This window comes from Vibrio sabulosilitoris, from assembly GCF_055391395.1.
The window spans coordinates 614,677-636,642 of sequence record NZ_AP029600.1; the positions used below are offsets into that span (position 1 = coordinate 614,677).

The window sequence follows — 21,966 nt, forward strand, 5'->3', positions numbered from 1 at the left end:
GAGACAGCGAAATGGAATATTTTGAATCAATTATTGATCAGCTAACGAAGCGTGCTGCGAGAGCAACACTTGGGCAATTTGGACTTCGCTCTAAACCTCTCAGAGAATTTCTATGGAGTGCCTTTAGTCAATCGCCGGGTAACGATGGGGCATTTCTAGGGGACCCTGTGTTCGAAGCAACCTTTGGTTGGAAACCACACACCGAGCCCATGACTGCCTTATCAGGCAGACTGTTGGAGAGTCGCCTGGTCAGTGCGATGGAAAACCCTCCCAAAGAGCTTCGCGATGACTATAAGTTCGATAGTAGTTGGTATCCCTATGCCCATCAATATGAGGCTTGGGAACACCTCTCTAAATCAGAACCTCGGTCAGTGATTGTTAGTAGTGGTACTGGCTCGGGCAAAACAGAATGTTTCCTTGTTCCAATTCTTAACGACATTGTAAGACGCCAAAGCAAATCAAACGGTGTTGAGGCGCTGTTCTTGTATCCTCTAAACGCATTAATTAACAGTCAGCGCGATAGACTTGCAGCTTGGACATATGAGCTTGGCGCTGATGTAAAGTTTTGTTTGTACAATGGCGAGACTAAAGAGAATGTGCCCGCTGCCAAGCAGCGCATCCAGCCGAATCAACAGCTTTCTAGAAAGGTATTGCGCTCCGACCCAGGGCAAATCTTAGTTACCAACGCGACGATGTTGGAATACATGTTGGTTCGTCAAAAAGATGAGCCCATCTTAGCTAAATCCAAGGGAAAGTTGCGTTGGATTGTCCTAGATGAAGCTCACACATACATAGGTTCTCAGGCTGCAGAATTATCTCTGTTGCTTCGAAGAGTAATGCATGGTTTTGATGTCACTCCAGATCAAGTTCGATTTGTAGCGACGTCTGCAACGATTGGCGGTAAGGATTCGGACACCGAACTGAAAGCATTTTTGGCGGATGTGGCTGGTGTGGATATATCTCAAGTATATCTGGTGAAAGGCCATCGTGAAGTCTCGTCTCTCTCAGAGCTTGATTCACCGTATGCAATGGATTTGGAAGCAATAAATGCCATTGCCAGCATGAGTGAACGATATAAGGCGCTAGAGTCTATTGTGCCGCTTCGCATTCTTCGCCAAACCTTAAGTGCTGATGACAACCGCTTGTCGCTCCTTCAAATAAGAAAACTCCTCTCAGCAACAGATGAACTGCTGAGTGAAGAAATCACACTTAAATGGTTAGACATATGTGCTTCAACCAAAGATTCCAGCGGGATGGCCTTTATTCCATTTCGTATGCACCTTTTCCATAGAGTCTCGGGGGGGCTTTGGGCGTGCTCAAATCCTAGTTGCTCTGCAAAAGCGAACACTCCTCTCGACAGCATAGAATGGCGCTTTGGCATGGTGTACATGTCACGTAGAGAAAAGTGTTCGTGCGGTTCCCCTGTGTTTGAAATGACGAGTTGTAACGGCTGTGGTACAAGTCTTCTATTAGCAGATGAAAGTATTGCTAAAGAGTCTGGTGATACCGTTCTAAGTTTGACCAAACCAGAATCCAGTGTGGACGATTTCTCTTTGGATATTGAGTCGGACGACATCGATTCGTATGAAGATGCTGACACTGATGATGGTGACGTACACTCTAGGTTATGTATTTTAGCGGAGCAACCATCGGATGAGACGGGTTCTTACTGGCTGAACAATGATCGAGTTTTGAAAAGTGCGAGCTTTAAACAGGCATATTTGGTCAATAAAGTCGAAGGCTATGAGAAGTCTAACGGCAATGGTTTGGGGTTGCGATGCCCTTGTTGCCAACATACTAAGACCCAAAACTTTGAATTTTACCGTCACTTCCGCAACGGTGCGCCATTCATGTTGTCGACGGTGATCCCTACCTTGTTAGAGTTCTGCCAAGATGGCAAAAAAGAGCAACTAAAAGGTCCGTGGAACGGCCGTCGGATGATTACTTTTACAGATAGTCGGCAAGGCACAGCCCGTTTTGCAGCGAAATCCCAACAAGATGCTGAACGACAGTTTTTGCGAGCTGCCCTATTCCATTTAGTCGCGGATAGAACACTGAAAAGTGGTACTTTGACCCCTGAACAACGTGCAGACCTTGAAAAATATAAAGCTCGATTGGATACGTTCAAAGAGTTAGGTGATGACGACATGGTTGAAATCATTGAGGAAAAAATAGCATCGCTAGCGAGTGCTGGTGATGTTTCTATTCCTTGGTCTGATGTTGAGCATGAGTTGGCCAAAGAGAAGGAGCTTCAGTATTGGATTAAGGACTCTTATCACCGCTTTGATGAGCAAATGAGTATGGTCAAGAACCCGCTATTGCTTGCGAGATTGCTGTTATTGAGAGAGTTTAATAGCCGACCAAAGCGACAAAACACCTTGGAGACATTGGGGCTCATTCGATTGGAGTTTGCTGCCATAAAAGATAAGGGCAACACAGCACCACCAGAGTGGAGGCTATTAAACTCGTCGGTAGATGAAGCTCAAAAATCGTGGGTCGACTTTCTGACACTTTGCCTTAACTTCCATGTACGAGCTAACAAAGCGATTTCTCTCAGTGAAGAACAGCAGCGTTGGATAGGTGCTAAGTTCTCTCCTGGGTTGATTATAGCGCCGGATGACGATAGTCAATATCGTAACATTCAAAGTTGGCCGCAAGTTAGAGGTGGTAGCGTACAGCCAAGACTTGTGAGGTTGTTGGTTACTGCGTTTAATCTTAACCTTGACGAAAAAGAGGATAGGGTAAGTATAAATATCATTCTGCAGGAGGCGTGGAAAGTATTACAACGCCATGTTCTCTCTGCCAGTGGAGATGGCTATCGACTCGAACTCGAGGAACAGGTCAGCTTTAGCCTTACAAAAGACAAGTGGCAGTGTCCTCATACACAAAAGATCATTGATACACCCTTACAAGAGGTGTCACCTTACCTTAATGTTAAGGGAGCTCGCCAAGACCAGCTTTGCCGTCTTCTACCTACGCCATCGTACCCGTACCCCTATGGACGAGACGTTGACGATGGCTCTCAGGTAACTTTGGAACAAGTAAGAGGTTGGCAAGAAAACGAAGAGGTAACGTTCCTACGTCGTGAGAATGCTTGGTCTGATATTTCAGACAGAATTGTCGAACGAACACCATACTTCAGGGTTGCGGAGCACTCTGCGCAGTTACCTGCGAGTTTGCTCAGAGACTACGAGGACAAGTTTAAGGCAGGAGCGATTAATGTTCTTAGCTGTTCCACTACGATGGAGATGGGGGTAGACATTGGGGGTATTTCGGTCGTCGCCATGAATAATGCGCCACCAAACCCTGCCAACTATCTGCAGCGAGCGGGTCGAGCTGGCCGCCGTGGAGAGAGTCGCTCCGTAGCACTGACGCTCTGTAAGAATACTCCACATGGTGAGCATATATTCGAGCAAACTCGTTGGGCTTTTGATACTCCTATCCATGTTCCCAATGTTTCGTTGTCGAGTGAGTATATCGTTAAGCGCCATATCAACGCGCTATTGCTTTCTGTATTTTTGAAGATGCATCCTCTTAGTGACAATGCGCTGCGTTTGAGCTGCGGTAATTTCTTTATTCCTCTCCATGATAGCTGTCCAGCCCACGCAGAGCTGTTTGTAAGTTGGTGTCGAACGGATGCTTTGAATGAGATTAACGCAGGACTAGAAACACTTCTTAAGCGCACAATATTGCAGGAAACAGCGAAGCACCAACTAGTGAGAGATGCCGCTAGTCAAGTTGAAGACATTCTAGGGCGCTGGAAAAAAGAACATGAGTTGTTGATTGAACAAAGCGAGGAGATAAAGAGTGATAGCAATAGACTGTCTACTGCTCAAGCTGCTGTTGAAACTCAAATTCAACGCTTGGAAGGGGAGTATTTGCTTTCTGAGCTGGCTCGAAAAGGCTTTTTACCTGGATATGGTTTTCCTACGGATGTTGTGTCGCTTAATAATGACAATATCGAATCGATCAATCGCCGCAAAAAAGCAATACAAGCAGCAAAGCAGGCGAAGTCTGCGAAGGATAATCAGTTAGAGCATCGTATCGATAACTTATATAGTGCCAGAGACTATCCATCGCGTGATCTGTCTGTCGCCATCAGGGATTACGCACCGGGAGCGGAGGTTGTTCTGGACGGACGCGTTTATCAATCAGGAGGTGTCATTCTAAATTGGCACAGCCCAGCATCAGCAGATCAAGTCAGTGAAATCCAATCTTTATTGTGGGCGTGGCGTTGTAACCATTGTGGCTCGAGCGGTGTTGACAGAGCACTTCCAACAAGTTGTAAAAGCTGTGATTCTGAGTTGGAACCGAATACTTACCATCGTTTTATCGAGCCGGGTAGTTTTGCGATTGATATTCGTAACAAACCACATAACGATATCTCAAAATTAACCCACATCCCTTTTCAAGATCCGTGGGTGACTGTTGAGAAAAAAGATTGGGTAGAAATGAGTGTAAACCCAAGCGTTTTGTTTAAATCTAGCCATGACGGTCATGTCTATTACCATAGTACCGGCTTATCTAATCGTGGGTACGCTCTTTGCTTAGAGTGTGGTCGAATGGAGCCAATGCCTGATGATGACTCTGTAACGGCTCACAAGGTTCTTGAAGGACATACGCGTCTTCGTGGTGGTAAAGGTGAGTTAGAGCGTGAAAGTGAAGTCTTCTGTGGAGGCAATGAGCGAGATTTTGCGATAAAAGGGCCGATCGAACTGGGTCATAGTACACATACCGATGTTTTTGAACTACTGCTATTTAATGCGGATGGTTCTGTTTTGAGTAATAGAACCATCGCTCGATCTATTTCAGTACTGATTAGAAATGAGTTGGCAGAAAAGCTTGGTATTAACAGTGATGAAATTGGCTGTACTACAAAGCCGGTTAATTATGCTGAACAAGAAGCTCAAGCTATTGTGCTTTACGACTCAGCAGCGGGAAGCGCAGGTTTTTCAATAAAGGCTTCCGAGTATATCGTTGAGTTATTGCAGAAATCTAAGCGCAAAGCGGTCGTTTGTTCCTGTGATAGGGCATGTCACCGTTGCTTAGTAGATTACTCTACTCAGCACGCGCTAGAGCTGTTAGATAGAAAGGCTGCGATTGGCTTTTTAGATAATGATTTTTTTAATCGAATGTTACTATCTAGCGAGTTTGAGATCTTCGAACGTGACAACCAGAGGGAATTGAAACCACTGGGTGTAGCTATTGAACAGGCAATTGCACATGTTAAGGCGCCTGTCCTCAATGTATATATTTCGAAGAGAGCACTGGCAGATCTTGAAGCTTGGCCATTAATTAACTCAATTTATGATTGGGCGAGAGAGCGAAGGTTGAATCTAGTGCTGTCAGAGAGTGAGTTGTCTCACTTAGATATTTCAGAGCAAATTAGTTTATCTTGGCTTTCAAGTCACCCAAACATTGCTTTGAAGCAAACAAAAAATGTATTACCGGACGGTCACACTTTATTCGCTGAAGTCGTCGAAGACGATCTAGCTCAATGTTGGGGTATTGTCGATGAGCATGAGTCACAGTTGATAAAGGGCTTTAGAAAGGCACCTGCACTAGCGGAATGCGTTCTAGAGATCCTAAAGGACCCTGAAAGAGTCGGGAGTGTTTCCATTCACCAAGAACTTGATGGACCAGCAGACCGGTTCGGAGCTTTATTTTGGACGAGCGTGCTTAGCTCATCTGATCTCCTAATGAAGAGAATGCAGACGCACAAGATAACAGAAGTCATATATCAAGATAGATACTTGGCGGCACCTCTTCCCATGAGCCTATGCCTTCGAGCGGTTGGGGCTATCCTTGGTTATTATGAGGGATGCCGAGCCCGTATAGTAACGGGAACACTGAAAACCGAAGCTGAGCTACAAAAACAACCTCGCAGGAAGAACCAAAGCGAAGATAAAACTATCCAAGATAATTGGCGAAGTGAGGAAGAGCGTCAATCGGTTCTAGATGAGGCTATATATCAGTCTGGTCTTGATATCACGTTTAAGACAGGAGAGAAGTATTCGTTACCTCATGCCAGAACCATGTCGCTAGTTTTTGATGATGGTGTAACCGTGCGGATGTGGCTTGATCAAGGATTCGGGTATTGGTGGGTTGATAAATATTCTAACGAGAATGGGCTAAACCCTCATGATCCAATAGAGCATTCGGCTCGTGATTTATTATATGCAGATTGGAAACTGCGAAGTGGTAAATGGCCGACAGCGATATTTTTTTCTCGGTTGATTGAAGAAGGACAAGCGTCAGTCATTAAGAGGCTGTCCTGAATTCTGTGTAACTGCCTAAAGTTATACAGTAATGTTTGAGGATGGACAAAAAAACACTTGAACCAACCTTTTGCTCCTGAAGCTGCTAAGTCAATTAACACCGAACCCAATCTCGATGACTCCAGCAAAATGTTAACCAAGGTGACCGTTGAAACAGCGGTAAACGCTACACTAGACGACCACCTTGGTTATGAAGAATACTCTCCAAAATCCAGCTACAACGAAAGCAATGGTATGGACACAACTCACCCTCAGCCAGATGCGCAACTAAACTTTTGAGTGAGCAGGTATAATCAAAAGGTGGGCTTCATGAGTATCGTAAATCGAGTTGGTGTTGACCTAGCAAAGAATATTTTTCATGTTCTTGCAATTGATACAAAAAATGTTTGGCAAGGCAAATACAAGTGCAACACTTTGTTTAAAGCAATTGTTAAACGAGTTCCGACTACTGCTGTGATCGCTTTTGCAGCTTGTGCTTCTGCACATTGCTGGGCAAGAGAATAGGCTTTGTTGCGTAATTAGATGAAACTAAATCAGGACGTTACGATCTGATTGGCTAAGTCAGCTAATCTTCGTGGCATTATGCCGAAACCTCGTTACAAAACCACTAACTGGAAACAGTACAACAAAGCCCTAGTCAACCGCGGTCACTTACTTTCTGGATTGATGAAGAGACCTCTTATTATATAGTAGTGTTAATGTAACAAATGAGCCGCAGTTAAAGAACGAATTATCATTGGTGGTGGGCTCACAAGTTTTTGTGAAAGCCATTGCAAAGTTAAATATCTATTGAGTAACTTTTAAAAAAATGATAACAGTTACACTAGTGGCAAAAAACAACCATTGAGAGGGTGGGCATTGAAAACATTAACAAATGAATCAATTGTTCAGCTTAAAAATGAAATTTCTCAGAATAATATTCTAAAATATACCATATTAGTGATATTGTTTATCGGGATAGGCTTTTTAATTTCATTTGATGAGGCCGATAAAACATGGAATTTTGAGAGTTTATGGTCTTCAGCATTTCAAGGTGTTGTGATAACTTTCGTTATAACTGTCTTTTTTGATTTTTTCATGAAGAGGGCACAGAACAAGCAGTCTTTATTAGAACAGGAATTGTTACTTTCTCAATTATCGTCAGATTTATTTAAAAAAGTAGATGTTTCATCATTAAGTGAGTCTGAGATTAATAATTTATTAGATAAATTGTTTTCAAGGGATGACTTTTTAGATTATCTTTCATTTTTATTGTGTCATGATAAAGTCAAGTCAAGTTCAATTGTGAATAGTTATCTATCGCCTTTTAGGCAAGGTATTCACCTAGATGATGTGATATTACGTAGTAAATTAATCTATTTTAGTGATAGTCAATACATGTGGAGTATGACACATGAGTTTAAAATTAATGATAGTGAAAATAAGATTAATTTGCTTGTAACTAAAAGTCCTGAAGTGGCTAATTATGTAATATCTTCCACATATAGATGTGATCATTTGGTTCTTTTGTCAGATAATATAAATAGTGACTTCGATGACTTTGTAAATAACAATCTAAACATTAGTTATGAGGTCTTGTGCAATAATGTATGGGACTCGAGAGATACTATTAAATATGAGGCAGAATCTAGTGATATCTCAAGCAAAGAGAAAGGGCTATTAAAGGATTCATTGTTATTAACAATTGAATTTCCCAATCTTTGTAAAGAGCACAGAATAAGTATATCTTATGAGCAGTTATTGTCAGTTAAAGATCCATACTTTTATAATGCAGCAACAAGCTATGTTTTTGCCAATGAGATTATAATTGATTATAGTGGAATTTCTAATTATATAGGTAAGGTTTCAGCCCTTTCGTTTGTTAGTTCACCATCATCAAAATTGACACATAATGAATCAACAAAAGAAGTAAGGCAAAAAGTATACGGATTGCTTCAGCCTGGAGAAGGTGCATTAATTGTGTGGCGTGATAAGGAGTGTTAATATGCTAAGTTCTGATTTAAATATTGAAGTTACGCTTAATGATCCAGGGTTGGTTGAAAATGACAGCTCAGGAATGAGTTGTTTACATGCTTGTATTTGCATGGCTCAACGTGGACATAATATGGCAGATATGTACAGTTTTAATAAAATAAATCAAATATTAAAAACAGATCCTAAATTATACTCTTGGGAGTATGCAATACTAGCTGACTTAGCTAGTAATGGTTACGAGATAAATTCATATCAACAATTTGATTTGAATGGTTTTATTAAAGAGCCTTATGATTATCTTTTAAGTTATTTCGGTGAGGAAGTTGGCAAAGATCAAATTAGCAATTCTGATATTGACCAGGTTGTAAAGGATGCAAGAAAATTTTCAAGCAATCATAATGTAAACTTAATTAAGAAGTCGCCTGTTATATCTGATGTAGTAGAAAATATAAATAGAGGCAATTATGTGTTAGCTTCGATTAACCAAAGAGTTTTGCAAAATGAAACGGGGATAGTATCTCATCTCATTTTTATTTACGGTTATAGTAAAAGAGGCATTAGATTCCACAACCCAGGATACCCTTCGACGAGGGCGTCAGAAATCCCTTGGGCGTTGTTTGAAAAAGCGTGGGATAAAGGATTGATTAATCGTCGTGAAATGTACTGTATAGGTGTGAAAAATGATTGTTAGGCCAGTGAATATAATATATTTTGGATTTGATTTTTTTTCATTTGTGCTGCAAGAACTCATAAATGATAGTAGGTACAATGTTATAGCTGTTTTTACTAGGAATAGTGAATTCTCAAAAAGTGTGTGTCAAATATCTGAAACTAATAACATTCCGGTATTTTTTGATGATTTTGAACCACTACACTTTGAAAGCTTGATTCATGATGCAGATGTCATTATTAGCGCATCATATGATAACTTAATCAACACAAATAGTAATGTTTTGACTCAAATTAATATTCACCCTAGCTTGCTTCCAGAATGCAGAGGGCCTAGCCCCATTCCTTGGGTGCTGCTTGATGAGCCAAAATCAGCTGGTGTTACCATACATGAGCTCACAGAAGAGCTTGATAAAGGAGATATTTTGATTTCCGAGGCAATACCAAATGCAGAAGGATTGAGTTATACGGAATATTCATTGAAATGCAATCTATTAGCGTCTCAATTGGTAATTAGATATCTTTCAGATTTTTTGAGTTTTAATGAACAGAAGGTAACACAGGCAGGTGGCTCCTTCAAAGGTTATTACCCTGAGAAGAGACGAACGATAAGTCAAGACATGTGTGGCGCCGACATTATAAATTTAATAGACAAAGTTGGATTTGTGGGGGCAGTGATAGATATAAATGAGGTGAAATATTCAATTTTTCAAGCATCTTTTTATAATAAATGCTTCACAGAATTTGAAAGCGGCTTCTTTGAATGCAATGCTTTTTATTTGGTTTTTAAATGTAATGATGGTGTAATTGTTTCACCTAGAAATGGTTATGTTATATTATAGTGTACAAGCTCGGTGGATGATAGATTTTAAAAATTTATCATCTATCATATTTTTAATGTCATCTGGTAACCAATGCCAGCTCCCATGAGGGTTTAAGTCGATTATTTTAAAATTGTAGTTGTCATTAATTATATCAAGACAGTAATAATCCAAGTCTATTGTTTTAATGGTTTTTTTGATTATCTCTAATAAATTGCAGGGAGGATTTTTAATTACACTTAAACTCAACTCATTAACATTTATGTTTTTATATGATATGTCTTTTTTTGACGGCAGTTTAATCTCCATTATTACATATTGGTTCATATTGAATATATACACGCGATATTCCAATGTTGACTTTATATACTCTTGGGAAATGAAAGGGAATTTACACCCATGTATTTCTTTTTGCTTGTTGACTAGCTGTGGCGTAAAATGCTCTTTTTCAGATATGTGATCTGTATCTGAGAGGTTCTTGATTAAAAAACTACTCATATTAATCAAATTGATTTGGCTATGTGTTACAAAACAAGTTTTTAATACTGGTATGTTATTGTTTTCCAAATGAGAGTGAGACAGTATTTTATTAGAATAATTTTCTGCTTTTTCTGGGTGGTTATACCAATTTATATGATCTGTTTTCTTAATTGCAGTCCACAATGCATACCACTGTCTGTTTTTAAATTGGTTGTAATAAAAGTTATCATAGTTGTGGTGGTTACATATCATGAAGTTAATTTCATCTATAGAGCAAGGAAAAAAAACATTTAAGTTCATCGGTCTTTTTAGATCGATAATCGTATTTTCTTGCTTTAAAGTAAATGATGTAGTGTCAATGTATACATCAAAAACTTTGTCCAAGTAGAATGTTCTAACTGTTGAGAATGTTTGTTCTAATTTTACTATGTTTAAATAATTACTATCACGAGAAATGAAAAGGTTAAGTTCAAACTTAACCTTTTTCTTATTTGTTTGCATAAATCAACCATTGCCTGCTTTGTCAGAGCCAACGGTGTCTTTTTTTATTTCAGTTGCACCAAACATATTATTCACCTCCTTAAAATTTTATCATAGTAAAAGTTTAATGATTATAATGTGATGCAAGTCAAGTTGTCACGATTCTACGAGTATCAATACATAGCAGCATAGACAAATATTAAGCTCACTATGATAGCTAGTGCTGATTAGATACACGTTGTGTAGGTATATATAGCTCACACATTGATGTAATTTTTGCACATTCCTATACAGCGACTCTTATTTATAATATTGTTTTTTTGCTAGGATGTTCCCCGTTTGTTCATCAGTGCTTGCGGTTATTGCTAGTTGTTATATTTACCTTTGGTAAGGCTTTGTTGCGTAATTCGATGTTACTAAACCAGGAAGTTACGATCTGATCGGCTAAATCAGCTAACCTTCGTAGCCTTATGCCCAAACCTCGCTATAAAACAACTAACAGGTAACAGTACAACAAAGCCCTAATCAACCGTGGTTCACTTACTTTCTGGATTGATGGTGAAACGCGTTTTCTCACTGCCACTGAGAGCACTACAAGTTTTTCTAGACTCAGTATTTAAGCTGGTTAACATCCCGCTTGTTTGCCTGCACTACACTTGTATAAGCCGCCGAGCTAAGGAAGTTGAGGTTTCATTTAAAACTAAAGCCAGAGGAGCGATACAACATCTATCCATTGATGCTACTGGTCTAAAGGTTTACGGCGAAGGTGAATGGAAAGTCAAAAAGCATGGAACTGATGGGAAGCGCAGAGTCTGGCGTAAGCTACATATCGCAGTAGATACAAGCACTCACGAAATCGTCGCAGCAGAATTGAGTTTGTCTAACGTAACCGATGCCGAAGTGCTTCCCAACTTGCTCACGCAGACACGTCGAAAAATCATTGAGATATCAGGTGATGGTGCTTATGACACAAGGAGTTGCCATGATGCTATACAGTTCAAGCGAGCGGTTCCGCTTATCCCACCACGAGAAGGGGCAGCCTTCTGAGAGCAAGGACACCCTCGCAATTTAGAGTAGGTTGTGAAAAGCTCTACGGCTCCAACAAGAAGTGGAAAAAGCGGTATGGCTATCACAAACGTTCGCTGTCAGAGACAGCAATGCATCGAGTGAAACAGTTGTTGGGTGGGAAACTAAGCCTGAGAAATTACAACGCTCAGGTTGGTGAGACTTACGCAATGATTAAGGTGCTGAACAAGCTTACAGGATTCGGTATGCCTGAAACTCAGTGCGTTGTATAAAAGCTGCTCAACTTTAGGCGGTTTTGGTTCTAATCTGAATTACGTAACAAAGCCCCAGCACAATGCTCTACAGTATCATCGAAACGACAAAAGCGAATGACTTAATCCTCTATAACTACATGGTTCATTGCCTGAAAGAGCTTGCCAAGCCAGAGCCGGATATTGACTTGTTGTTTCCTTGGAACTTCGATTATTAAAGCGCACCACGTGGAGTCGTGAGGCACTTACGATATACTGAGCTTATCCCCAGATGCTCAACTATCACTATTATGTACGTTCATCATCATTATGCCCAACATATGGAATAAATGCAGTAAAAGTGGGGATGATTGCTTAGTTTTGGGCTCACTATTCGCTCGAGCTGTTGGGTGCACTAATTCTAATCTAACCGAACCTTGTGCTTTCTTACTCCGACCTGATGGCTTTCTCTCTTTGTATGTTTTAATGCCTTTAAGGGCATCGAACCAGTCCGACTTGTTAATGCTGCTATCGATATATTGCGTTGCTGCGCACCAGTGCGCTTTTGGGATAAATAAGTGGGTTGCCTTTAGAAACTGACTTAATTCAAATGGTGAATTGAAATGGATGCCGGATCGAGAAATGCTTGTATGGTTGAGGGCATACACAATGGCATCGTCGATAGCTTTTTGGTGATGATGATAGTGTTTTTCCAAGTCTCTCATGTATTGATTCTGCGTTTTGATCTCAATGGGAGTTTTGAGAGCAGAGGGCAGAAGCTTATTTGAGCGGGTATTAGAAAAATGTCGGGAGTATTGCTTACCTGCCGACTCTGTTGAAAGTGCTTTGATGCTTTTTGCATTGTTGATCCACTTACCCAATGTTGCCTTGGTGATCTTTAGTCTCGAACAGATATCTTCATGAATGAAGCCCTGTTGATAAAGCTCCAGTGCACCATAGCAAATTGGAAGTGAGAGGATTTCTTTGTCATTTTCGATACGGAGTGTGGGCACAATGCCATTATATATGTTTGCTGATAGCTCTTTAATAGCAAGCTTTTTCATCAAGTAGGGTAGAACATATTGCCAGAGTCTTTTCTCCATAGGGACTCTCTGAGGTAGTAAGCCCACCTGGCTCATTGCGTTTTGAGAGAGTGAAAAACCGAGCTTTTTCAGTTTTTGAGCAATGATCCAGTCAGAAAAATGGAAATAGTGCTCGAATGTCATCCGTGGCGACTCATGACCGGCCATGGCCGCAATGACATCGTAGCCGTTCATAGCCGATCGACCAAAAAGGAACATTTTTATTTTTTTAAGTTGATTTTGATCATAGGGGGATATTTGTTGCGGGAGTGAGCTCATATCATCCATTTCTAAGACCAGTTGCAATCGGCTCAAGCAGCTATGCCTTAAGTGGTGAAATACAAAGTAGTTCAGTTGCGACAGGGGCTTTAGTAGTTCACTAACAAGCGTGGAAACTCGGAAGGTATCTACCGGTAGCTTTGCGTTGGTACCCATCGAAAAGAAGGGAAACGTACCCCTAAGCTGTTGCGCTTGCTTGATGCGGTCATAGCGGTTGATGATTTCAGCTTCTTGTTCAAGCAGCATTGGGTAGAGTGGCACTTTCCTTAAACTTGCCGCTGTTTTGTTTTGACCGAGATGATTATCGCGGATGGATAGCCAGCCTATATTGGAGCGCTCAACGTCCTTAATTCGTAATTTTTTTAGTTCAACAAGCCTTAAGCCACATCGATAAGAGATAATACACATCGATTGAAGACAAAGTTTATCGGCTTCATTAAGTCCGTTAGCGGAAGAGATGCCGTTGAGTAGACCTGTGAATAGCGACTCATCCACAAACGCTGCTCGAGTATGGGCTTGAGTAGGGTCAGTGTGTAAATAGTCACTCGAAATGGGTGTGAGCACATTGGCTTCTACAGCAAAAGCGTGCAAGTCTTTGAGTCTACCAGCAAAGTACTTTTTCGACTTATCTGTAGTGTAGCTGTCAATTGCGTGTTTGTAGATTAGTTCTAACTCTTCACTGTTTAGTTCATTCAGTTGATATGCTTCGCAGAGGTAAAGCCACTTGCGAGTTAGAGTCGAATGGTAAGCTTTCAAAGTGCCGACACTGCAAGTGGCTAGTTTGTGGAGGTACCACTGAACAAGTAAGCGTTGGTTTATAGCGTGTTCATGAGATATTTCTGTTATTAGTGTTTTTAGGCTGCACTTTAGTGTTACTTTGCTCATGGGCGTGAGGGCACCCTTGGGATGCAAGCACGCCTTTAGTTTGTCAAAGAGTTCAAGGTCTTGTGATTTTGTTTTAGCTTTGTTCGGATTTGCTTCTGAATTTGAGGCATCAGATTCTGAGGAAAAGTCAATGTCCGTTAATGGATGGACCATCGGAAGAATCAAACGGGCAAGATTGTTGGTTGGAAGCCCGTAGGATCTTGTTTTACCGACTTGGTACTCAATTAATGCCTGACTCATTGCCAAGTCGGATTGATTTTCCACTACATATACTGAAGTTTGGCAAAGCTGGCCGAAAGTTAGTGAGCATTGATTTCTAGTTAATATTGCGCCCAGTGCACCTCGATCTTTAGGGGCCTGCCAGCTATGCTGTTGCCACCGTCTCCACATGCGCAACAAGCCAAGCGTTATTGGATGTAGATAGCATTGAAATTGAGTGACCTTACTTCCATTGATATCAACATTGGTATTATACCGAACTGAGTCAATGGTAACGCTAATAAATGGGGAAAGCTCCCAATGGTTCACTTTGACATTTGAGTTAACAATTAATCGCTGGAAGGCATCTACAACATCTGGGTTAGCTTGGCCACTATGGTAGATGAACGAGAGTACAAGGTTTCGAAAAGCTTGTTCCTTGGATCGAGCAGGCGATTTCAATAGCTCATCGTAATACCAGTGTTGATAAAATTCATAGCCTTTCCAAGCATTTTGCATCCAATCGAGTGTCCGTAGCGGCTTGGGTGACTTTTTAGTGACAATATAACTAGGCGGATTGACGTTCCAGTTGTGGATCTTTTGAAAACGGAGAACGTTATTCACACCAATATTAAATGCACGCCTGTAGTCTCTGATTTGCCCAAACGTGTTGGTGATCTCGTCAATGAACTTTGACCATTTCTTACAAAAGACATCTGGTTTCGGCGCTATGACTGAGTTTGGGAAATACTTCTCAAACACTTGCTGTGCTTTTTGATTGACTCGCTCTATGTGGTTAAGTCGTTTTTTGCGACGAGCGTCGACGCCAATTTCAGTCATGCTTGGTCTCCACGCCAATATCTAATAGGTGCTCGTGAAGAATGTTTGATACCGTTGCCATATGTTGACGAGTGAGAGTACTAAACTCGTGAAAGCTACGCTTAGATTGATTCATATGCCCCATCCATGCGTTAATGACAGAGACGTCAACTCCCTCGGCGGTTAATAACGAGCGTACATGGTGTCGTGCCCAATTTGCTTGGAGAGGGGAGATCGCGTCTATGAATAATGTGTAGTTTGATGGTGTGCATGGCTGATATTGATCTTGTCTTAAGTAGAAAAAGAGGTGAGTCTCACCTTTGAGTAAATGTTGATATTCAAGTGATAGCTCTGGGTGGGTGTTGGCGAGTTGTAACACTCGTCGTTTGCAATAGCTCAAATAGTTATCGAGGATTTGAATAGCAACCTCTGGAAGTTTGATGATGCGACTATTATCACCAATTCCGGACTCTTTATCCGAAATCCAATAGTCTCCGGTTTGTAGTGATAAATGTGTGATCTTTCCAAACCAACCGGTGACGGGGCGATAGCCTGATGCGATGGCAAGAACAAGTTGAGTGTAAATCGTGATGTCGTTATGAAAGCACTCGGCTGTGCTCTCTTTAGAATACAGTTTCGACTTAAGATGGGAGAACAGTGAAGACAAGGTATCTATTTCGATATACAGAGGGGAACCAAGCGATGAAGGACTGGGAATTTCATCGAAGAGGGTCAATGCTGATGGATCTGATGCTAGGTGCGTATTCCGCTGATTCCGGACACCCATTCCGCGTTTAACCGGACACCCTTTTCCCCAAGCTTTTCTCTACCACTATTTTTACTCTACCTGTCCGTTTTGCGCTAGTTTTCTCATGGATTCACCTTTCAGTTCTATGCGGTGGCTATTGTGGATCAACCTATCTAATAGAGCGTCAGCAACAGTGGCATTGCCGATCATGTTGTACCACTCCTTAACCGGTAATTGACTGACCATGATCGTGCTGCTTGTTTGGTATCTATCCTCAAGAAGCTCTAGCAGATGGCCAGCGTGATCTTGGCTCAGTTTCTCCATTCCCCAGTCATCTAAGATCAGGAGATCTTTTCGGGCTAGCGCTTGTAGCTGCTTTTGGTATGTGCCATCAAGGCGGCCTGAGCTAAGGTCGTCGAGCAGTCGGCTGAGGCGGTAATATCGAGCACTGTGTAGTTGCTCGCACGCATGTCCCGCCAAGGCGCAAGCCAGGTAAGTTTTCCCTGCTCCTGTTGGGCCTGTGATCAGAACGTTTTGTTTCTTCTGAAGATACTTACCTGTGAGCAGTTCACTTATCTGTACTCGCCTTAACCCTCGACCTTCTTCATAGATGATCTGGCTAGCAAGCCCATCTAACCTGAGCTTTGCCTGCCGTTTCAGTCTGAGGATCTTAGCTTGATCCCTACCGAGTATTTCACTTTCCAACAGCAAGGTGAGCCTCTCCTCGAAGCTCAGTTCAGCGTAAGTGGAGGCTTGCTCTCGCTGCTGCTCCAACGCTGTTGCGGCATGGCCAAGGCGCAGGACTTTGAGTTGTTCATTGATAGAGTTCATGGTGTGCTCCTAGTGATAACTATTCGGGCCGCGAACATTGCTGTGCTGGATGTCCGGTGTAATTTCTGGTGAGGTGGACAACCGACCCTCCCGATGATTTTGCAGTAAGTTTTTGACGAACTGCAGGTACGGCTTGTGGACGATGAGGGCATCTTTGCAGGCTTGTTCGAGACGCTGCTCACTATGTTTAGTTGATAGGTTCAGCAGCCCTAGACAGCTGCGGGTGGCTTGAGCGGGATGATCTTTAGACTGGAGCAGGTAGCTAATGACTTCTCTCGTTGCGGGACCGATCCTCTCTGCCCAACTCTGTAGCCTCTCCGGTGACCATTTCTGATACTGGTGATTACTTGGCATATGTTCTGTGTAGGTACTTTGGCCACGTGCCCTTGTGCTTGTTGGGTGTTGAGCCACGCATTGACCTTGATGGTAGATCCGAACAAGCTTACGACTGGCCTCTAGTTGAACATGCTGCCCAACCAACTGGTGTGGGACGGAGTAGTAATGCTGCTTATATTCGATATGGTAGTCCGGTCCCACCTTGGCTTGCTTGAACTCTGTATAGAGGAAGCGACCTGCCGGTAGAGGCCGCAGGGCGGGTTTATCAAGCGTGTTGAACAGCTCAGTCCGACTTGCATCTAGCTCTTTCATTCGACGTTGATTCAGTGACTGCATAAGCTCCTTGATAGCCAGATTCAGCTCTTTGAAGGTATAGAAGCGCTCATTGCGCAGCCGCATCATGATCCAGCGCTCAACAACAAGAACCGCATTTTCAGCCTTGGCCTTATCTTTGGGTTTGTATGGTCGTGCAGGCATGACTGCAGTTTGATAGTGGTAGGCAAGCTGGCGATAACTGTCATTAAGCTTCGGCTCATAACGATCTGTTTTAGTGACGGCAGCCTTGAGGTTATCTGGCACCAGCAATGCAGGTACACCACCGAAGTGCTCGAAGGCATTAGCATGAGCCTCTAACCAGTGCTCCAGCCTTTGGCTTTCACAGGCCTCAACGTACGTGTAATTTGAAGCGCCCAGTGTGGCTACGAAGATTTGAGCGTTGCGAACTTCTCCAGTCTCGGGGTTGATGATTGGGATGGTGGGACCACAGTAATCGATAAAAAGCTTATCTCCGGCCAGGTGGCTCTGACGCATACTGCGCTTTTGTTTTTTAAGCCAACGGCGATAGTGCTCACAGTACTGGCTGTATCGATAGGCTCGCTCTTGATGCTCAGCGACATACTCTTCCCATAACAACTGCTTAGTCATTGGAGAACGGCGTAGTTCTTTGTGGATATAGCTACAGTTGGGCATCACCTTACTGGCGCATGTGGTTTTGTCGCGATACAGCACTTGAGCAAGTTGAGCTTCTGAGTGGTTGTCTGGCAACGGCCAACCAACACCATAGTGCTCAAAGCGAGTAAGGATCTCGGAGATCGTTGATCGGCTTACTTTAGTACAGGAAGCGATTTTTCTAAGTGATAAGTGACACTCGTATCTGAGGCGCAATACCTCTTTGATCTTGTCCATAGACGTTCTCTTTTTCGGCATTCTCACTTCCTTGCTGCATTAAAATCGACAACAAAGATTGTGAGGCATTGATTTAAAAGAGAAAAGGTAGGGATTCCGGAGTATCCGGACAGGGTTTCCGCTAAACCGGACAGTGATTCCGGAGTTAGGCCAAAATCGTCCGGATTAAACCAGAACGGGTGTCCGGATTAAAACGGAATTGCTGTCCGGATAATGCCGGAATAGGTGTCCGGTTTGCTCCGGCGCATGCAGCTAGGTGCGAGAGGAAGTTCAAATATCGACTGTAAATATGAAGTAGGTAATCGTTGGAAACTTGAAGGTAAAACACAGCAGGTATGGTGTTAGTCGGTTCACCAGCAATTAAAGCTATTATGGCCGAATCGATGTTTTCATGAGACAGCTTCTGCTTCAGGTAGGACGAAACCCTCCTCAGAGTTAGGTGCGTAGTATGTCGCTTGTTAATGTGACAGAGTAAACCCTTCAAATCAGCTTCCTCTACACCTTTGAACCTAAGGTTACTCAAATGCTGACATACTGTATTTGGTAAAGGCAACCAAAACTCATCCGTGGTTTTGGTCAGAATAGGTAGGAGTTCTGCGCGCTGTTTTTGAGAAGGCAGTCTATGCCTTCGGCAATAGCCTATGAGCTTTCGGCTTGAGGAGCGTTTACTTTTTAGCTTTTTAGCTTGGTTGTAGGTACTGCCGCTAAATAGCATGATGAGAAGTAGCTTGGCTGCCATTAAAGTGTTTGTCTTGGAGCTAATCTGCTCCATGCAATAGCGAACTAATGAACCGATCTCATAATTAGTAGCACTGTCTATATCGCAAGCTAGCCTCATGTCACGCTTTTCAATTCGAGCCTGGATAGCACGGGCATGAAGAGCTCCGGCTGCATAGCTATTGCGAATTCGGCCATAGCTGCTGACTATGCTGGTGGTGCGACAGCTTTCATTGTGGTGATCTTCTTTCTGCCAACTATTGTTAGTTGCCCGAGGGGCTTCATCGAATTGTTTTAGTTCAAATAATACCTCGTGCCCCTCGTCATCAAGTGTTTTGAGCTCACCTTGTTCTAGGTGCCCACTTTTCTTGAATTCACCGCTAGTAACATTACGAGTGTAGCCGTCTGAATAGTTCAAAGTCGATTCATAGGGTCGGCGATAGTGATTGAGTTTGTTCACAACTGGACTTGGGGGACGATCTTCATTTTCTTCGTCTACAAGAGTTTTAAAAGCGTTTACAAGTTGGATAAAACCGAGCTGTTCAATATCTGGCAGGTAAGCTGCCATCGTTTCTCGTTGACCATTGGCAAATAATCTCACGTCGTCGCAGATGCAGGGTGAGATCGTGAACGTTTTATAATCAAAATAACGATCGATTTGACGATCACATCTACCTGTGATCATATACTCCCTTTTTAGGGAGCATACGATGCACATTGACCACTTCAAAGAACATTTCCAAACGATGACCGACCAACGCCAAGGAGCAAAGGTAACTTACTGCTTGTTTGAAGTTCTTTTTGGCTCGCTATGTGCCGTGATTGCCGGTGCAAAGGGCTGGTTTGATATTCGTGAGTACATTCTCGGACACCACGATTGGTTTAAACGCAATGACCTCTTTTTGAATGGTATTCCTGCCGATGACACGATTGCCCGCATAATATCTACGATAGAGCCCGAGCAATTCCATAAGTGCTTTGTTAGCTGGATATCGTCGATACATACACTCACCGACGGCCAAGTCGTTGCGATAGATGGCAAAACGCTTCGCGGCTCCTACAATCGCGAAGACAGAGCAAGCACTATTCACATGATCAGCGCCTATGCCTCATCAAATAAGCTCGTATTGGGACAGCTAAAAACCGAGCAAAAAAGCAATGAAATAACGGCAATCCCAGAGCTGATAAAGATGCTCGATATCAAGGGGGCTCTCGTCACCATTGATGCAATGGCCTGTCAAACCAAGATAGCCAAAGTCATTGTAGAACAAGGAGGCGACTACTTGCTTGCAGTGAAGTGTAACCAAGGAAAACTTCGACAAGCGATAGAAAAAGCGTTCTCCACTGAGCGAGCAAATGTGGCAGAAGACATTGTGCTTGAAGACGGGCATGGGCGTATAGAGTCTCGCCAATGCTATGTATTTGACAGTGCCAAACTTGAAGGTAACTTCTCTCGTTGGAAAGGCTTGAAGAGCATTGTTATGGTTGAAAACTTCCGCTTTGAGAAAGGAAAAGCAATAGGCCTAGAGTATCGTTACTACATCAGCTCCAAAGAGCTTAGCGCCGAGCAAGCAGCGACAGCAGTCAGAGAACATTGGGGTATAGAGTCAATGCATTGGGTGCTTGATGTGAGTATGAATGAAGACGCGTGTCAGATATACAAAGAGAACGGCGCAGAGAATCTGTCTTGCTTACGCCATATGAGCTTGAATATGCTCCGTGCAGAGCCAACCAAGTTGAGCATTGTTGGGAAACAAAAGCGATGCATGATGAATACAGCCATGCTAGAGGCGGTATTAAGTGCTGGTTTTAATCTGGCGGTGAAAAACTAGACACTCATGCGGTCGCCCTGGTCGCAGATGGCTTTGATCTTCGGTTGATGTGTACCAATAAACGAAAGGCGCGCCACTGACAAAAAGTTAGCGCTTTATATTGGTCGAATTTGTGATGATCATAAGAGGTCAGCAAAAGATTGGACGATAAGAAGGCGGGAAGATAGTGGACGCCTAGCTCCTTACGATTTGTAATTGAAATGACCACGTCTCGTAAGTTTGTTGTTGAGGGTTGTTGAATTTTTTTGGCCTCAGAAACAAGAAATGGTATTTCAGAAAATTCATCTTTATACTCTTGTCGCATGATTGTGCAAAGCCGAATGACTTCGGTCGCGATGAGGGCATTTTGACTTTCACTGAATGGGAATAGCTGCTTTAGAAACTGATCAATATTCTTTTGTCTAAATCGCTCTCTTACGCCTTCAATCATCTCGTGTCTTCTCCTTTAACAACTGCTCAAAAATCGAGGGTTCTTCTTTGGGTGGTGTATCTTCGGTTTGTGCTTTGGCATTTTGTTGGGCGAGCGAGCTTCTTGAGGAATGAGTTATACTAGACAGCTTCGTTTGGCTGAGTTTATTTTTGTGGAATATGGATTTTATGATGCTTTTCGGAGCATGCTGATTCAATGCACGGCGTAAATCTTCTGCTGATTTACTATCGATTGACGATAGGACTGATCTAAGTACGGCTAACCATGCTCGCTTCTCAATATCAATATCACTCATTTCGTCGTGAACAATAACGTCACAGTCGGTAAGTTTGAGTGTTGCTAGTGAGAAACAAAAGGATTCAAAGCCAGAAATGATGGCGATTTTGTTGCTTGAGATGTGCAAAGCCTGAAGCGTGAGACCGACACTAATTTCGTCCAAAGATAGTTTCGTCATGGCAGTTTTATCGACCCAAAATTTCCGAGTATGAAAGAAAAGGCCGGCATGGCAGCTCTATGAATAGAAAATTCTAATCGATTTTTTGAACGATTTGATAAAACATGCGACATTTCAAACGCTCGTTTAAGTCAGGGTTTGTACAATAAATGTACATCTTTTGAGGCTCAAAAGTTTTGAAACTGGTCAAAAATGTTGAAAAATGGGATTGG

The 21,966-nt window shown here is 42.5% G+C and carries 14 protein-coding genes and 4 pseudogenes; 10 read left to right on the forward strand and 8 right to left on the reverse strand.

Annotated elements, in window-relative coordinates; genetic code table 11:
• Positions 1 to 11 precede the first annotated feature (11 nt).
• The 7 genes and pseudogenes from ACZ5R2_RS18500 to ACZ5R2_RS18530 all read left to right on the forward strand — a co-directional run bounded on the left by ACZ5R2_RS18500 (position 12) and on the right by ACZ5R2_RS18530 (position 9,763).
• Entirely contained in the window at positions 12 to 6,278 is a 6,267-nt protein-coding gene (locus ACZ5R2_RS18500; RefSeq protein WP_464903131.1) for a DEAD/DEAH box helicase, read from the forward strand.
• Positions 6,279 to 6,335: 57 nt separating this feature from the next.
• Positions 6,336 to 6,512: pseudogene (locus ACZ5R2_RS18505) on the forward strand (IS256 family transposase); the annotation flags it as partial.
• A 75-nt stretch (positions 6,513 to 6,587) separates the two neighbouring features.
• Positions 6,588 to 6,782 (forward strand): hypothetical protein, encoded by a 195-nt coding sequence (locus ACZ5R2_RS18510; RefSeq protein ID WP_464903130.1) that lies wholly within the window; start codon positions 6,588 to 6,590, stop codon positions 6,780 to 6,782.
• A gap of 78 nt (positions 6,783 to 6,860) precedes the next feature.
• Positions 6,861 to 6,952, forward strand: a pseudogene (locus ACZ5R2_RS18515) (IS5/IS1182 family transposase); the annotation flags it as partial.
• Between the two features lie 184 nt (positions 6,953 to 7,136).
• On the forward strand, positions 7,137 to 8,261 hold the full coding sequence (locus tag ACZ5R2_RS18520; RefSeq protein ID WP_464903129.1) for a hypothetical protein: 1,125 nt from the start codon (positions 7,137 to 7,139) through the stop codon (positions 8,259 to 8,261).
• 1 nt (position 8,262) lies between these two features.
• Complete coding sequence (locus tag ACZ5R2_RS18525; protein WP_464903128.1) at positions 8,263 to 8,943, forward strand: hypothetical protein; 681 nt, start codon at positions 8,263 to 8,265, stop codon at positions 8,941 to 8,943.
• Positions 8,933 to 9,763, forward strand: coding sequence for a formyltransferase family protein (locus tag ACZ5R2_RS18530; RefSeq protein WP_464903127.1), 831 nt, complete (start codon positions 8,933 to 8,935; stop codon positions 9,761 to 9,763). Before ACZ5R2_RS18525 ends, ACZ5R2_RS18530 begins: the two co-directional genes overlap by 11 nt.
• Here ACZ5R2_RS18530 and ACZ5R2_RS18535 read toward each other — a convergent pair.
• Positions 9,758 to 10,723, reverse strand: a complete 966-nt coding sequence (locus ACZ5R2_RS18535) for an ATP-grasp domain-containing protein (protein ID WP_464903126.1) — start codon at positions 10,721 to 10,723, stop codon at positions 9,758 to 9,760. The two genes, ACZ5R2_RS18530 and ACZ5R2_RS18535, sit on opposite strands and share 6 nt — an antisense overlap.
• Before the next feature lie 503 nt (positions 10,724 to 11,226).
• On the opposite strand from ACZ5R2_RS18535, the pseudogene ACZ5R2_RS18540 reads away from it, so the two are divergent.
• Positions 11,227 to 12,000 (forward strand): annotated as a pseudogene (locus tag ACZ5R2_RS18540) (IS5 family transposase).
• Between the two features lie 56 nt (positions 12,001 to 12,056).
• A pseudogene (locus ACZ5R2_RS18545) lies at positions 12,057 to 12,197 on the forward strand (transposase domain-containing protein); the annotation flags it as partial.
• A gap of 57 nt (positions 12,198 to 12,254) precedes the next feature.
• Here the strand turns inward: ACZ5R2_RS18545 and ACZ5R2_RS18550 are convergent.
• The 5 genes from ACZ5R2_RS18550 to ACZ5R2_RS18570 all read right to left on the reverse strand — a co-directional run bounded on the left by ACZ5R2_RS18550 (position 12,255) and on the right by ACZ5R2_RS18570 (position 19,723).
• Positions 12,255 to 15,242 (reverse strand): tyrosine-type recombinase/integrase, encoded by a 2,988-nt coding sequence (locus ACZ5R2_RS18550; RefSeq protein ID WP_464903125.1) that lies wholly within the window; start codon positions 15,240 to 15,242, stop codon positions 12,255 to 12,257.
• Positions 15,235 to 16,008, reverse strand: a complete 774-nt coding sequence (locus ACZ5R2_RS18555; protein ID WP_464903124.1) for a hypothetical protein — start codon at positions 16,006 to 16,008, stop codon at positions 15,235 to 15,237. Before ACZ5R2_RS18555 ends, ACZ5R2_RS18550 begins: the two co-directional genes overlap by 8 nt.
• Before the next feature lie 51 nt (positions 16,009 to 16,059).
• A complete protein-coding gene (gene istB / locus ACZ5R2_RS18560) occupies positions 16,060 to 16,800 on the reverse strand; it encodes an IS21-like element helper ATPase IstB (RefSeq protein ID WP_464899540.1) in 741 nt (246 codons plus the stop codon).
• A gap of 9 nt (positions 16,801 to 16,809) precedes the next feature.
• A complete protein-coding gene (istA, locus tag ACZ5R2_RS18565; protein WP_464899541.1) occupies positions 16,810 to 18,342 on the reverse strand; it encodes an IS21 family transposase in 1,533 nt (510 codons plus the stop codon).
• A gap of 124 nt (positions 18,343 to 18,466) precedes the next feature.
• Positions 18,467 to 19,723, reverse strand: a complete 1,257-nt coding sequence (locus tag ACZ5R2_RS18570; protein WP_464903123.1) for a hypothetical protein — start codon at positions 19,721 to 19,723, stop codon at positions 18,467 to 18,469.
• Positions 19,724 to 19,748: 25 nt separating this feature from the next.
• On the opposite strand from ACZ5R2_RS18570, the gene ACZ5R2_RS18575 reads away from it, so the two are divergent.
• A complete protein-coding gene (locus tag ACZ5R2_RS18575) occupies positions 19,749 to 20,870 on the forward strand; it encodes an ISAs1 family transposase (protein ID WP_464899841.1) in 1,122 nt (373 codons plus the stop codon).
• A 4-nt stretch (positions 20,871 to 20,874) separates the two neighbouring features.
• Here the strand turns inward: ACZ5R2_RS18575 and ACZ5R2_RS18580 are convergent, their stop codons facing one another.
• On the reverse strand, positions 20,875 to 21,300 hold the full coding sequence (locus ACZ5R2_RS18580; protein ID WP_464903122.1) for a hypothetical protein: 426 nt from the start codon (positions 21,298 to 21,300) through the stop codon (positions 20,875 to 20,877).
• Entirely contained in the window at positions 21,293 to 21,754 is a 462-nt protein-coding gene (locus ACZ5R2_RS18585) for a hypothetical protein (RefSeq protein ID WP_464903121.1), read from the reverse strand. Before ACZ5R2_RS18585 ends, ACZ5R2_RS18580 begins: the two co-directional genes overlap by 8 nt.
• Between the last annotated feature and the right edge of the window lie 212 nt (positions 21,755 to 21,966).